This window comes from Virgibacillus sp. MSJ-26 (assembly GCF_018918075.1).
Lineage (GTDB): Bacteria > Bacillota > Bacilli > Bacillales > Amphibacillaceae > MSJ-26.
Genome location: NZ_JAHLPW010000027.1, coordinates 23,664 through 36,683, shown reverse-complemented (window position 1 = coordinate 36,683; position 13,020 = coordinate 23,664). Strand labels below are relative to the sequence as shown.

13 protein-coding genes and 1 pseudogene are annotated in these 13,020 nt (G+C 36.9%); 13 read left to right on the top strand and 1 reads right to left on the bottom strand.

Features of this window, described 5'->3' with window-relative positions; translation table 11 throughout:
* The first annotated feature begins 198 nt into the window (after window positions 1-198).
* The 7 genes from KQI49_RS17455 to KQI49_RS17425 all read left to right on the top strand — a co-directional run bounded on the left by KQI49_RS17455 (window position 199) and on the right by KQI49_RS17425 (window position 5,558).
* Entirely contained in the window at window positions 199-405 is a 207-nt protein-coding gene (locus tag KQI49_RS17455) for a hypothetical protein (RefSeq protein WP_216490866.1), read from the top strand.
* A 368-nt stretch (window positions 406-773) separates the two neighbouring features.
* On the top strand, window positions 774-2,420 hold the full coding sequence (locus KQI49_RS17450; protein ID WP_216490865.1) for an AAA family ATPase: 1,647 nt from the start codon (window positions 774-776) through the stop codon (window positions 2,418-2,420).
* A gap of 23 nt (window positions 2,421-2,443) precedes the next feature.
* Window positions 2,444-2,905: a hypothetical protein gene (locus tag KQI49_RS17445; RefSeq protein WP_216490864.1), complete on the top strand. Its 462-nt coding sequence runs from the start codon at window positions 2,444-2,446 to the stop codon at window positions 2,903-2,905.
* Entirely contained in the window at window positions 2,898-3,107 is a 210-nt protein-coding gene (locus KQI49_RS17440) for a DUF2997 domain-containing protein (RefSeq protein WP_216490863.1), read from the top strand. The genes KQI49_RS17445 and KQI49_RS17440 overlap by 8 nt, the downstream gene beginning before the upstream one ends.
* Window positions 3,108-3,113: 6 nt before the next feature.
* A complete protein-coding gene (locus KQI49_RS17435; RefSeq protein ID WP_216490862.1) occupies window positions 3,114-3,857 on the top strand; it encodes a ComEA family DNA-binding protein in 744 nt (247 codons plus the stop codon).
* Complete coding sequence (locus KQI49_RS17430; RefSeq protein WP_216490861.1) at window positions 3,857-4,480, top strand: 4Fe-4S single cluster domain-containing protein; 624 nt, start codon at window positions 3,857-3,859, stop codon at window positions 4,478-4,480. Before KQI49_RS17435 ends, KQI49_RS17430 begins: the two co-directional genes overlap by 1 nt.
* 580 nt (window positions 4,481-5,060) lie before the next feature.
* Window positions 5,061-5,558, top strand: coding sequence for an HAD family hydrolase (locus tag KQI49_RS17425; protein WP_371817600.1), 498 nt, complete (start codon window positions 5,061-5,063; stop codon window positions 5,556-5,558).
* Window positions 5,559-6,000: 442 nt separating this feature from the next.
* Here KQI49_RS17425 and KQI49_RS17420 read toward each other — a convergent pair whose 3' ends face one another.
* Complete coding sequence (locus KQI49_RS17420; protein WP_216490859.1) at window positions 6,001-6,615, bottom strand: GntR family transcriptional regulator; 615 nt, start codon at window positions 6,613-6,615, stop codon at window positions 6,001-6,003.
* A gap of 187 nt (window positions 6,616-6,802) precedes the next feature.
* Between KQI49_RS17420 and KQI49_RS17415 the strand changes: the two genes are divergently transcribed.
* From KQI49_RS17415 to KQI49_RS17390, 6 genes and pseudogenes are all read left to right on the top strand, one after another.
* Entirely contained in the window at window positions 6,803-7,699 is an 897-nt protein-coding gene (locus tag KQI49_RS17415; RefSeq protein WP_371817599.1) for a 2-hydroxy-3-oxopropionate reductase, read from the top strand.
* 1 nt (window position 7,700) lies between these two features.
* On the top strand, window positions 7,701-9,101 hold the full coding sequence (locus KQI49_RS17410; RefSeq protein WP_216490857.1) for a four-carbon acid sugar kinase family protein: 1,401 nt from the start codon (window positions 7,701-7,703) through the stop codon (window positions 9,099-9,101).
* Between the two features lie 21 nt (window positions 9,102-9,122).
* Window positions 9,123-10,475 carry a GntP family permease gene (locus tag KQI49_RS17405; protein WP_216490856.1) on the top strand — a complete coding sequence of 451 codons (1,353 nt, stop codon included), beginning with the start codon at window positions 9,123-9,125 and terminating at the stop codon, window positions 10,473-10,475.
* 33 nt (window positions 10,476-10,508) lie between these two features.
* A pseudogene (gene fba, locus KQI49_RS17400) lies at window positions 10,509-11,368 on the top strand (class II fructose-1,6-bisphosphate aldolase).
* Window positions 11,369-11,514: 146 nt separating this feature from the next.
* A complete protein-coding gene (locus tag KQI49_RS17395) occupies window positions 11,515-11,886 on the top strand; it encodes a CidA/LrgA family protein (RefSeq protein ID WP_216490855.1) in 372 nt (123 codons plus the stop codon).
* Window positions 11,879-12,568, top strand: a complete 690-nt coding sequence (locus KQI49_RS17390; RefSeq protein WP_216490854.1) for an LrgB family protein — start codon at window positions 11,879-11,881, stop codon at window positions 12,566-12,568. Before KQI49_RS17395 ends, KQI49_RS17390 begins: the two co-directional genes overlap by 8 nt.
* The last annotated feature ends 452 nt before the right edge of the window (window positions 12,569-13,020 follow it).

Here is a 13,020-nt window from a genome sequence, read left to right as displayed (position 1 = left end):
ATTCGTGATCCCTGAGGCTTCGGTCGGGCTTTCTTTCACTTCTCACTATACCTTATAAAAAGAAAATAGTGGGTAATGTCATCCGTCGATGACATTACCCACTAATCTTAGTATGTTTTTTGTGGAGAATCTTAGTAATGTTTTGTGAGCTGAATTGAAACTTTTAGAAATAAATACGATATTGATTTTCCGTTAGGTATGTGTAAACAAACGATTGGAATAGATATAAAAGGAGTTGAACAGTTTTATAGTGGAAAGTATGGGAATAATATATCCTTTTCAGATTTTATTGATGAATACGATCAGACTTTTAAACGAATTTTGGATAAGGAAGGTTTGACCATAAAGTCTGGTGTCGCGGAATGGCTTGATTATCTAGATAAAAAAGGTGTATATGTAAAATGATTTTTATAAGGTGTTAGGTTCTGCCATCATTGAGCGAGCCTGGATAAGGAAATAATTATCTGTTTAATGAGTGAGCCACTATCACATTTGATAGTGGCTACATCGCGTTATAGATGCAATTTTATCTTCTCTTATTAAGCCCCCCTCTTTATGTAAAGTGGTCAGAGAATCCCCTTAGTTTTCACTAGGTCTTGTCATCAAACCTTTATCGAGGAAATTATCTTGAATCTGGTTTGTTTTTGTTGCTAGTAATCGAGACAATACCACGTCCATACAATTCAGAATTATTCGTGTATCTCGTACTGCTTTTTTTGTTCTCAATATGATAGAATGATATAAATTACATTTATTAGAAGGGGATGGATAGAATGGAGCAGGAAAACTTTACGATAAAGCTTTCGCAATATTTAAGGGCGAGGTTTTCTTTTTTATCCATTTCTACATGGGAAGAGGATCGTGTCATTCGCGATATCCAGAAAATCTGTTCGGATGAAAAGCTGATCAAGACGACACGGAAGTTGTATACATGGAGTTTGACGGAGGGGTTGGTGAATGATGAGATGAAGCCAACTCGAAACTCAAAACAGCCGATTCAAGCTTTGGAACAGATTCAAAGAATAGAAGAACCTTCAGTGTTTGTGTTGAAAGACTTTCATGTTTATATGGGTGGGGAAAATCGACAGCCTGACCCGGGGGTTATTCGTAAAATCCGTGATTTGGTATCTGTGATTGAGAGAAGCCCCTATCCGAAAAACGTTATTTTTGTTTCTCCTACATTTTCGATTCCACTGGAGTTGCAGAAAGATATTATTTTCGTAGATTATGGATTGCCGACATATAATGATCTTAAACGTGTGCTGAATCAAATGATTGAGATGAATAAAAGCAACGACCGGATTGTGGTGGACTTAGACGCAAGTGAGGAAGAGATGTTAATTAAGGCGGCTCTTGGATTGACACTCCAAGAGGCAGAGAATGCGTTTGCCCTTTCCATGGTGACGGATGGCCGGCTTGATATCAATAGTGTGGATCATGTTTTAAAAGAAAAACAGCAGATTATTAAGAAGAATGGTTTGCTTGAATATATCCCGCAAGACCCGAGCATGGCGGATGTGGGTGGCTTGGAGAATATTAAACGATGGCTTCAAAAACGGAATCATTCGTGGATGGATTCGGCGAGTGAATACAGCCTTCCAGCCCCAAAAGGAATTTTACTTACAGGAATTCCGGGTTGTGGAAAGAGTTTGATTGCTAAAGCTGTTAGCTCATTGTGGCGTCTGCCCTTATTAAAACTCGATATGGGAAAAATATTCAGTGGTCTTGTCGGGAGCAGTGAGGAAAATATGCGGAAAGCGATTGAGACGGCAGAAGCGATTTCCCCTTCGATTTTATGGATCGATGAAATTGAAAAAGGGCTCGGAGGAACGAATACGACTGGCGATAGTGGGACATCGACACGTATCTTCGGGACATTGCTGACATGGATGCAGGAAAAAACCGATCCAGTTTTTGTGGTGGCAACGGCGAACGATATTCAATCTTTACCGCCTGAACTTCTTCGAAAAGGACGTTTTGATGAAATCTTTTTTGTAGATTTGCCAACGACACGGGAGCGGGAGAAGATTTTTGAAATTCATATTAATAAGCGATTGATTACTGAAAAAGTCAAGGGGCACTTGGAGGTTAATGAGACGTTGTTGAGGAAACTTGCCGACTTATCGGAAGGCTTTATTGGAGCGGAGATTGAACAGGCGGTGATTACTGGTTTGTTTGAAGCTTATTCAAATGATCGTTCTCTGCTGTCTGAAGATATTGAAAAGGCGATTAAACAGACTGTGCCTTTATCCGTGACTCAGGCTGAGCGAATCAGGGCGTTAAGGGATTGGGCAAATGTCCGTGCCGTGACGGCGACTCTTCAGGATGATAGAGAGGATTATGAGAATGATCCTAAGCAAGAACCGGATGAAATGATGGATATTCGGCGTTCGCGAGGCGGTCGCACATTAGACTTTTAATGAATGAAGGGGAGGAGATTCATATGAGTTTATCGGCGGTCTTGGTTTCAGCGGCCATTGCGGTGTCGTCTTCAGCTGTTTCTTATGCACTGCAGGAAAAGTTGGAAGAGGGGACCTTTTACCGGATAGATACGAATATGAAGGATGAAAGCATTTTAGAAAGGGCATTAAAAAATTATGGCTGTGATGTTATGCTCGACAATGAGTCTTTTCAATCATCTTTAGGCGATGTTCAACTTGCCTTTCAAAAACAGGAAGATGGGACATTAAGCAGTATATTCAGTGAGAATGTGTCGACTGATGACGCGACGGAATTTTTAAAAGAGATTCAGAAAGAGTATACACATATTGTTCAAAAGGATACATACGAAAAATTACTGCAACGTGCAGAACAAGAAGGACTCCAACTTGAAACTGAAACAACCAATGAGGATGAAACGATTGTCTTGACTTTTCAAGTGAAGGAGAATTTAAATTATGAGTAAAAAAATACGAATTGAAATTACGCCTGCGGGAGAAATTCATGCGAAAACACTTGGCATGCATGATGAAGAGTGTTTGGATTATATCGATATTGTTGAACAGATTACAGATTCTGTTACTGTGGATTCCGAATTTACAGAGGAGTATTTAAGAGCACAAAGTAGGCAACAGATCAACCAACGCCAAGAATTGAAAGGGAAGTAGATAGTTATGTCGAAATCAATTACGCCATTGGGTCGTAAATGGGAAATGGCTAACTCAATATGGATGATTTGGCTGTTTGTTCCCTTCGGATTTACTTTCTTCATCAGTTTTTTACATATAGGTGTGAGAGCCAGGCAATTAAAATGGCTAATTGCAGGTTTTATTTACTTTGGGATTGTCATGAATGTTTTTATTATTGCGGATACTAAACTGAGTGACACGCTTTATGAAGACATATCTTATGGTCTTTTATTTTTCTCATGGAGTATTGGTATTGCACATGCATTTCTGGTCAGAAGAAAATACTTGGTAATAAGGGCAGAAAGGATTCGCCAGCATAGTTTGAAGTTTAGGGGACCTGGTCAAAACGAATTTGTGCAACCTGCTGCCACGATTTCTCGTGATGATCTTTCGTCCATTAAGCTGAAAGAAAAGACAGTTGATTCGCGTCCAGAACTTGAGAGACCAAAAGTCGTTAATGTCAATAAAGCGACAAAGGAAGAACTTGCAGCCATTCCTTCCATCAGTAACATTATAGCGGCGGAGATTATTCGTAAGCGTCAGGAGATCGGGAAGTTCCATTCATTCAGACAGTTCATTGGAGAAATGAATATGAAACCCCATGTTCTAGCTAGGGCTAAACCGTATTTGATATTTTCGGATGAAGAAGGAGAAAATGATCAAATGAAAGAGATGAATAGAAATAGAAAGAAATCAAATTACAAGGCTGGAAGGATTGTAGATTATTGATGAAGATACAACTGCACCGATTTTTACCGTTAACGACGTCTGAGGGCCCTGGAAAACGCGCCTGTGTTTGGGTACAAGGATGTCCAATCCATTGTAAAGGATGCGGCGTGCCTTGGACATGGAATCCGAACCATGGAATTCGGACGAATGTGGAGGAAATCTGGACGCAAATAGAAGAAAGTAAGAGAAAACATGATATTGAAGGCATTACCTTTCTTGGAGGTGAACCTTTTGAACAGGCGGAAGCTCTGTCTGTTTTAGCAGAGCGAGCTCAAGAGGACGGGTTAAGTGTTATGACATTCAGTGGCTATTACCGGGAGCAACTCGAGGAACTTGCTAAGCCGGGTGCGGAGAAACTGCTTGCTAATACAGACATCTTCTTGGATGGTCCCTTTGAAATTGATCACCCTGATCATGTCCGCCCTTGGATTGGCTCAACAAATCAAGGAATCCACTTTTTAACAGACCGCTATAAAGCATTGGAAAATAAACTGAGCGAATTCCCAGACCGGCTTGAGATTTATCTGAAAGATGATGGAACAATCGAAGCGAACGGTATGGTTCCCACTGAAGTGTGGAAGCGTCTATTGAAGGATTTTAACGGAGTGAAACTAAAACGTTGAGTGAACAGAGCCATGTACAAAAGCGACAGGAGAGGGGGGCGGATTAACAGGACTTCATGTGCCCCCATAAATAATAGTTTTTTAAAGCAGCTAATTGGCTAGTATGTATACGGTATTGTACTAAACTCATACTTGCCAATTTTTGCTTTTATGTTTGTTATTATACTAGTCTATATAGCTTTCAATCTTGCGTTTTAGTTCGTCAAATGAACATAATGCTGCCATAGTACATTTCAAAGTAATCTAAAAAGTTCAAAGGTTGCTTCCAATTCTGAAGTACTTGTTCTCTTAATAAACTATAATTTAACAGAAAAAGTTTCTTTATATTTCCTATTGGTTTAACTATCTGCACCAAATCCTTTACTATGAACAATTTCATAACACTAGATGGAAATAAATGGAAATATATGGGAGATAAAGCTATGCAAAATTTGAAGTTAGTAATTTTTGATATGGATGGACTGTTATTTGATACCGAAATGATTTCATATAAGGCATCTGTGAAACTTTTAAAAGTAAATATGACATTGATTTTCCGTTAGATGTGTATAAACAAACAATAGGTATGGATATAAAAGGAGTGGAACAGTTTTATAGTGGGAAGTATGGAAGTAATATCTCCTTTTCAGACTTTATCGGTGAATATAATCGGGCTTTTAAACGGATTTTAGACCGGGAAGGCTTAGCCATAAAGGCGGGTGTTTCCGAATTGCTTGATTATCTAGATGAAAAAGGCGTCAAACGTTGCATCGCTTCTTCCAGTAGTTTGTCAACGATTAAAAGCTATTTAAATATGACCGGTCTTTCCGATAGATTTGATTTTTACTTGAGCGGTGAAGAAGTTGAAAACGGAAAACCTGCACCAGATATTTTTTTGGAAGCTTGCAGGCGGGCTAACGAATCACCTGAAACGGCAATGGTATTGGAGGATTCAGTCAACGGATTTCGCGCAGCTAAAAGCGCTAATATCAATTGTATTGTTGTTCCTGATCTTATCGAACCAACAAGTGAAATTAACGAGAATGCTTATAAAGTTGTATCAAACTTGGAAGAGGTCATTGAAATCATTTGTCAGTGATTATGTCGTGTAAATTAATAGATAGTTTTTTATAAAACAATACAGACTTCTCAGTAGACAATATTCATTTGGTTACTGCGTTTTTGTGTGCAGTTAAAAGGAGTAGTGCAAGATAATTCGGAATTTAGTTTTAAAACGTCTCTGCGAGTTGCACCAGTCGTAGCTTTAGCATGCCATCAGAAGTCAAAAAGGATTAATTGTTCCGTGTCTTTTTTAGGCGAAAGTCCATACTTTGTTATAAACAATTTATAGTTGGTTGGATAATTAATAGGCATTGATGCAGCCTTTACTGACATAATTTTCGCCCAGCTTAAACATATGGGGGGGAGTAGATTGTCCAATGTGTATTTGATGTGGATTTTTTATAAGGGGGTGAGCCCCCGCGGCTCCAAGGAAAGATGTGGATAGTTAAGAGCAAATGATAAGAAGCCACGTGCGGTTTCTATGTTCTTAAATAATATAAACCAAACTCTAAATCAGCTTGTAAATGTTCTTCAATTAATTGTTTAGCTTTTTCTGCATCTTTTTCTTTAATTGCTGTAACTATTTTGCTGTGTTCATCGATTAGGCCAGGTCGTTTATGATTTAAAACGGTTTTTCTAAATAAATAAACGATTGATTGCATCTGGCTAAAGGTGTCAATCATTAAGTTGTTTTTGGTAGCGTGGACAATTTTTTCGTGAAATTGTTTATTAGCATTCATAATATCATCGTTATTTCCTTCATATCCAATCTTGACAAGCTCTTCGATTTCTTTGATATCTTCTTCTGTGAAAAAATGAGCAGCTTTCGTCACTGCATATTTTTCTATTAATATTCGTAATTCAAAAATATCTTGATAGTCTTTATCGGTAGGATTGGAAATTCGATTATTTTGAATTAGTTTTTCTTGTTCCAATCTTTTTATCGATTCTCTTAATGGAGTTCTACTCACTCCTAACTGCTGTGCTAATTTGGTTTCTATTAATTTCTCCCCATTTGATAGTTCACCGCTAAAAATCATATCTCGAAGCTTTTCATAGGTTTGATCATATAATGTTAATTTATTGCTTTTCATTAAAACCCTCCACCTTACTCAGTCAGTCTAACAGATAACGTAATATCTAATTATACCTTATTTTTCTATATTGTGGTGCAATCGTTGTTAATAATCTTTTTAATACAAATAAAACTTAATTGTATACAAAATACATATTTTTGTGTACAATAATGATTGTAAGCATTTTCACTAGGGGGTAATGATAATGAAAGTTGGATTTATTGGTTTGGGAATAATGGGCAAACCTATGGCAAGTCACCTAATAAATAATGGATTTGAAACTTATTTATTAGATTTAAATAGAGAGGCTGTTAATGAGTTGGTTGAATTGGGCGGCCATGCATGTGAGTCGAATAAAGAAATCGCTGAGAAGTCAGATGTTATTATCACCATGCTTCCAACAGCAGACCATGTTAAACAAGTTTTGTTTTCACTTGATGGGGTTGCAAAAAGTGGTAAGCCAGGTACAACTATTTTAGACATGAGTTCTGTAGCACCAGAAGATGCGAAAACAATTTCTGAAAAACTACAAGAATATGATATGTCCAGTTTAGATGCGCCAGTTAGTGGTGGAGAGCCTATGGCTATTGAAGGTCGACTAGCTATTATGGTTGGTGGCTCAGAAAAAGATTATAAAAAAGTTTTACCGATTTTAGAAGTCGTTGGAGAGAACATTATACATGTCGGTGACAATGGTGCAGGATCAACTGTTAAGTTGGCAAATCAAATCATTGTTAACGCAAACATCGCTGTATTATCAGAAGCTGTCGTATTAGCAAGCAAATCTGGTATTGATTTAAAAAAAATGTATGAAGCCATTCGCGGTGGTTTGGCTGGTAGTGCGGTTATGGACGCAAAAATGCCGAAAATTATTGAGAGGAACTTTGAAGCGGGCGGAAGAATTGACATTAACTTCAAAGATTTAAATAATGTACTGAATTCTGCTAGTCAAATTGGCGTGCCATTGCCAATTACAACACAAGTACGAGAGATTTTTCACTCAGAAATGGTAAATAATAATGCTACGAAGGATCATTCTTTTGTGCTTAATTATTTCGAGAAGATGGCAAATCATCAAACGGCAAAGGGAGGAAAAAACTAGAATGGATTTAGATATACTTGATAATTATTCAGATTATAACTCTAACAAATTAAATGAGTTATATGATAGGGCAATGAATGATTTCTATCATAAAATTGTTGTTCTCGATGATGATCCAACTGGAACGCAAAAGGTTCAGGATATTCATGTATACACAAATTGGGATGAAGAATCAATTCTAGATGGTTTCAAATCAGATGAGCAGATGTTCTTTATCTTAACGAATTCGAGAGCATTTTCAGAGGAAAAAACAAAGCAAGTTCATGAGGATATTGCTAATCGTGTGAAGAAAATAGCAGAAGAGTTAAATCAACCATTCATCATCATTAGTAGAGGGGATTCAACATTACGTGGACATTACCCTCTGGAAACAGAAACGATTAATAACACGCTTGGTGAAACGGCTGATGGGGAAATTATCATTCCTTTCTTTAAAGAGGGGGGGCGCTATACGATAAATAACATTCATTATGTTAAAACGGGTAATAAATTACTCCCAGCGGCAGAAACAGAATTTGCCCAAGATCGTACGTTTGGATTTAATGAAAGCGATTTAACAAAATATGTGGAAGAAAAGTCGAAAGGCGATTATAAAAGTGAAGATGTTGTAGCGATACAACTTGAGGATTTACGTTCTTTAAATATTAATAAAATAGTTAATGAGTTAATGGAAGTTAAAAATTTTAATAAAGTTATTGTCAATGCTATTTCAGATGAGGATTTAAAAGTTTTCTCCGTGGCGCTTATTGAGACGCTTAATAAAGGTAAACAGTTTCTATTTCGAACTGCAGCAACATTTACAAAAGTGATAGGAAATATACCGAGCAAAGAATTATTATCAAAAGACCAAATGATTCAGAAGAATAATGAGTCAGGTGGACTTATTATCGTGGGTTCACATGTTAATAAAACAACACAGCAACTTCGCGAATTAATAAAATTAGAATCAATTAAACCAATTGAATTTAATTCCGATTTAGTCCTAGATGAAGAAAAATTTGAAAAGGAAATTCAAGCTCGAATAGACGAATTAAATATGAACATTAATTCAGGTCAAACGTGCGTTATTTATACAAAAAGAAAACGCTTAGATTTAGGGGCAGGCATGCAAGAAAAGGAATTGGAGCTTTCCGTTAAAATTTCCGATGGACTAACCAAGATTATAAAACTTTTATCTTGTGAGCCGAAATATATAATCGCTAAAGGTGGTATAACATCTTCTGAAGTGGGGACGACTGCTCTTAATGTAACGAAGGCACTTATATTAGGACAAGCTTTACCAGGCATTCCCGTTTGGGAAACAGATAGTCAAAGTAAATATCCAAACATGCCTTATGTCATATTTCCGGGAAATGTTGGTGGGGTTAAAGATTTATACACTATCGCATCAGAATTAGAGTAACTACAAGAGGGGGAGAAAGTTATGGTTACTGGTAGTTTATTGGTAGGAATTTTTGTTTTATCATTATTAGTCCTATTTTTCTTGATATTAAAAGTAAAATTAGAACCATTTGTTGCATTGATTGGTGTTGCATTTTTAACTGCGTTGGCGGTGGGCTTTCCGCTTGCTGACATATCGGAAATAGTTGCGGAAGGTTTTGGTGGCACACTCGCTGGTGTAGGTATTTTAATAGGGTTAGGAATTATCTTTGGACAATTTCTAGCCGCGTCAGGAGCAATTGAACGAATTGCTCAATCCATTCTGAATGTTTTTGGTGCCAAAAAATCACCACTTGGGATTGGATTGACGGGGACTGCCGTTTCAATACCTGTATACTTTGATGCTGCCTTTGTAATTTTAAGCGGATTAATAAAAAGCTTGTCGAAGAAAACAAAAATTGCCTCTGTTACGTTCGTGACTGCCTTAGCAGTGGGATTAATCGTTTCTCATAGTCTTGTTATTCCGACTCCAGGTCCATTAATCGTTGCTGAAAATACTGGATCGGATATTGGTCTGTTTATTATCTACGGAATTATTGTGGCTGTTGTTGCTACTATCATTGGTGGTTATTTATATGGAATGTTTATTGGTAAGAGAATGGAAGCAAAGGGTGAGGTTACTTTAGCAAATGAACTAGAAGAGGCTGAAAAACAGGTTTATAAAAAAGAAATTTCAACAGGTCTTTCATTTATGATGTTAGGACTTCCAATTATTTTAATTGTAGGAAATACAATTACAGACACGCTTCTTCCTGGTTCAATCATATCAAAGGCCTTTTCATTTATCGGTGATAAAAACGTTGCATTATTTATAAGTGTAATTGTTGCATTGATTGTTCTTAAACCATATATAGCAAGAGATTATAAAAGTATGTTTGATGAAGCTGTTAGCTCTGCAGGCTCTATCTTATTGATTACTGGTGCTGGTGGGGCATTCGGAGCCGTTCTTAATGAAAGTGGAATTGGTGAATATCTTATAAGTATAATGCAAGGTATGAACATTCACATATTCTTACTTGCCTTTATCTTTTCTCAAATCTTAAGAGCTTCACTCGGTTCCGCAACTGTTGCGTTAGTAACTACTTCAAGTATATTGGGACCGCAAGTAGCGGCTCTAGGTGTTTCACCAGTCTTACTTGGCTTGGCGATATGTGCAGGTGCTATCGGATTATCCTTGCCAAATGACTCTGGTTTCTGGGTAGTTAATAAATTTGGTAAACTGACTATACCACAAACATTAAAAGCATGGTCAGTAGGTGGTTTTGTAGCTGGGTTGTCTGCACTTGGCATGGTTTATGTCTTATATTTATTAGCGCCAATTTTACCAGGACTATAAGCTGCATGTTTAATAAACTCTAGGAGTGGTGATATTTTGCTAGTTTCAATGACTGAAATGCTTCGTAAAGCTAAAAATAATCATTATGCTGTTGGCCAGTTTAATATGAATAATTTTCAATGGGTACAAGCGACTTTAAAAGCAGCAGAAGAGAAAAATTCTCCTGTAATTATTGGATCTTCTGATAGTATTATTGATTACTTGGGTGGTTTTAACTTAGTTGTAACTACTGTTAAAAAATGGTTAAAGAAATGCATATTACAGTACCTGTTGCCCTACATTTGGATCACGCTCAAAGTGTGGAACGCTGTAAAGAAGCGGTTGATGCTGGTTACAGTTCAGTCATGTTTGATGGTTCCAAATTAACCATAGAAGAAAACATTGAGCTCACCAAGCAAGTAGTGAACTATGCTCACGATAGAGGAGTTTCAGTAGAAGCAGAGGTAGGGTCTGTAGGTGGCAATGAAGACGGCCTTGTAGGTATAGTACGTTATGCTGATCCGAAAGAATGTCTGCGCATTGTTGAGGAAGCAAATGTTGATGTTCTTGCCGCGGCTCTTGGTTCAGTACACGGACCATATAAAGGAGAACCTAAACTCGGTTTTAGTGAAATGAAAGAGATATCTGAGCTAACTGAAGTTCCACTTGCATTACATGGGGGTTCAGGAATTCCAAAAGAACAGATAAAGAAGAGTATAGAACTTGGACACGCAAAGATAAACGTAAATACGGAATGTAGTCAAGCTTGGGCGCAAACTATACGAGAAATATTAATAAATGATAAAGAAATCTATAATCCTAAAACAATTCTTCAGCCAGCAATGGAAGCGATAAGTGATGTCGTGGAAGATAAAATAGAGTTATTTGGTTCATCCAATAGAGTAACTCACTGAGAATTATAACAATAGACTATACTATAAAAGTAGATAAGCCACATGCAATCAAATGTTACGTGTTGATTTCATGCGGCTTTATTTTTTGATTAGGAAAACCAATAGTATGTAAAATGTAATAAGTTGACATCAGAGGAGGAAGAAATTTGCTCAAACTAAGTAAAATACTCTTACATATCATTTTTTTATATTGTATATACTTACTTGGTAATTGGATTGTAGAGATTTTTAATTTAATTATACCAGGGAGCGTCCTTGGGATGATTATCCTATTTGTATTGCTATTAACAAATGTCATAAAAGTGACCTGGATTGAAGAAGGAACCAAGTTTGTTGTTGATAATCTTGCCTTCTTTTTTATACCAGCCACTGTAGGAATTATTAATTACTTTGATCTATTTGTAGGAAAAGGAATGTTCCTTATTCTCATTGTCTTATTTAGTACCACGCTGGTTATTATTACTTCAGGTCTAACGAGTCAGTGGATAATGTGTAGAAAGGAAAGGAAACATGATTAACTTTATAATTGGATTCTTGTCAATTGTTAGCACATATGGTGTGTATTTGCTTTCAAAAAAAGTGCATCAAAAATGGGATTTTACGTTTACTTTTCCTGTCATTTTATCTACTGTAATAATTATTTTAATCCTTTTAGTTATGCGAATACCTTATGAGATTTATATGATTGGAGGAAAGTGGATTAATGAATTGCTCGGTGTGGCAGTTGTTGCACTTGCATATCCACTTTATCAACAACGTGAAAACTTAAAAAAATTAGCTTTACCCATAATTTCTGGAACTCTTATCGGAGCAGCAGTCGGTGTTTCTACTGGGACATTATTTGCGAAAGTGATGGGGTTTGAGGACATACTTATTCATTCGTTATCACCAAAATCCGTTACCGCCCCTGTAGCGATGTCTGTTGCAGATACGGTTGGTGGCCTTCCAACTTTAGCGGTTGTTTTTGTAATGATTGCCGGCTTTGGTGGCGTTTTTCTAAAACCAATAATTTATAAAGTATGTCGGATAAATCATGTTGTCGGAAAAGGGGTTGGAATAGGTAGTGCCTCACATGCCATCGGAACTGCTAGCGCGCTAGAAAGCAGTTTGTTAGAAGGATCAGTAAGTACAATTGCAATGGTTGTAAGTGCTGTGGTCGTTTCTCTTATCACTCCTGGATTAGTTAATGTTTTATTATAGTAAGTTAATGTATATAGGCATCCTGTCCCTTATTTATTTTAGCATGAGTTTCACTGAAAAGAGCGATGTTTTTTGATGCGTATAAATAGTTACGGTGACAGAGTTAAATCCCACAGGCTCCAGGCTCCCTCCATGTCCTACAAGAATTGCGTCAGGTCGTGCAGGCTTCTTCAGTTGTAACGATAATCCCAGAACTAGGTTCTATTCCTATGCAGAGACTGTTTGGTAATTATTTATAAAAATGAAAAGTGTTCATAGTATTAAGTAGGAAATAGTAATTTATAACTCTATAAAAATCAAGTATTAGAAGATTAATGTACCATTTGATTAGAACATACGCTCTTGATTTTTATTCTTTAATAGCTTACCCTTCATATATCAACGTATAGGAGAGAGTTCCTGGAATTCTCTATTTACAATAGAGTCTCTGGTTTATAGCTAGAAGATGATAG